The 395-nt window shown below is 30.1% G+C and carries 1 protein-coding gene; it reads right to left on the bottom strand.

Annotated features, from left to right (window positions below; translation table 11 throughout):
- Positions 1–395: leucine-rich repeat domain-containing protein (locus tag OCV67_RS13545; RefSeq protein WP_147644424.1), on the bottom strand; the 395-nt coding region annotated here is incomplete at both ends.

The raw sequence follows: 395 nt of genomic DNA, 5'->3' as shown, positions 1-395 counted from the left end.
TAAGTTTCTGCATTCATTAAATGCATATGTTTCAATTCTTTTAACGCTTGAAGGAATATTTACCGTTTCCAAAGCTGTTGCAGCGAATGCTGCCCAACCAATTTCTTCAACACCTTCTGGAATTGTTACACTTTTCATATAAGGACAGTCACTAAACGCATTGCTTTCAATATTTTTCATTCCTTTGGGTAATATCACACTAATTAATCCACAATTTTTAAATGCTGAATTTTGAATTTTAATAACACCTTGCGGAATGTTTACTTCCGAAAGATTTATGCAATTTTCAAAAGTATTGGCAAAAATATATTTAATATTTGGTATATCTATTTTTTCTAGATTAACACAATTATGAAATGCACTTATTCCAATATAGTATATGTTGTCAGGGGTTC

It is taken from the genome of Porcipelethomonas ammoniilytica (assembly GCF_025567485.1).
GTDB lineage: Bacteria > Bacillota > Clostridia > Oscillospirales > Ruminococcaceae > Porcipelethomonas > Porcipelethomonas ammoniilytica.
This window is presented reverse-complemented; position numbering and strand designations above follow the sequence as displayed.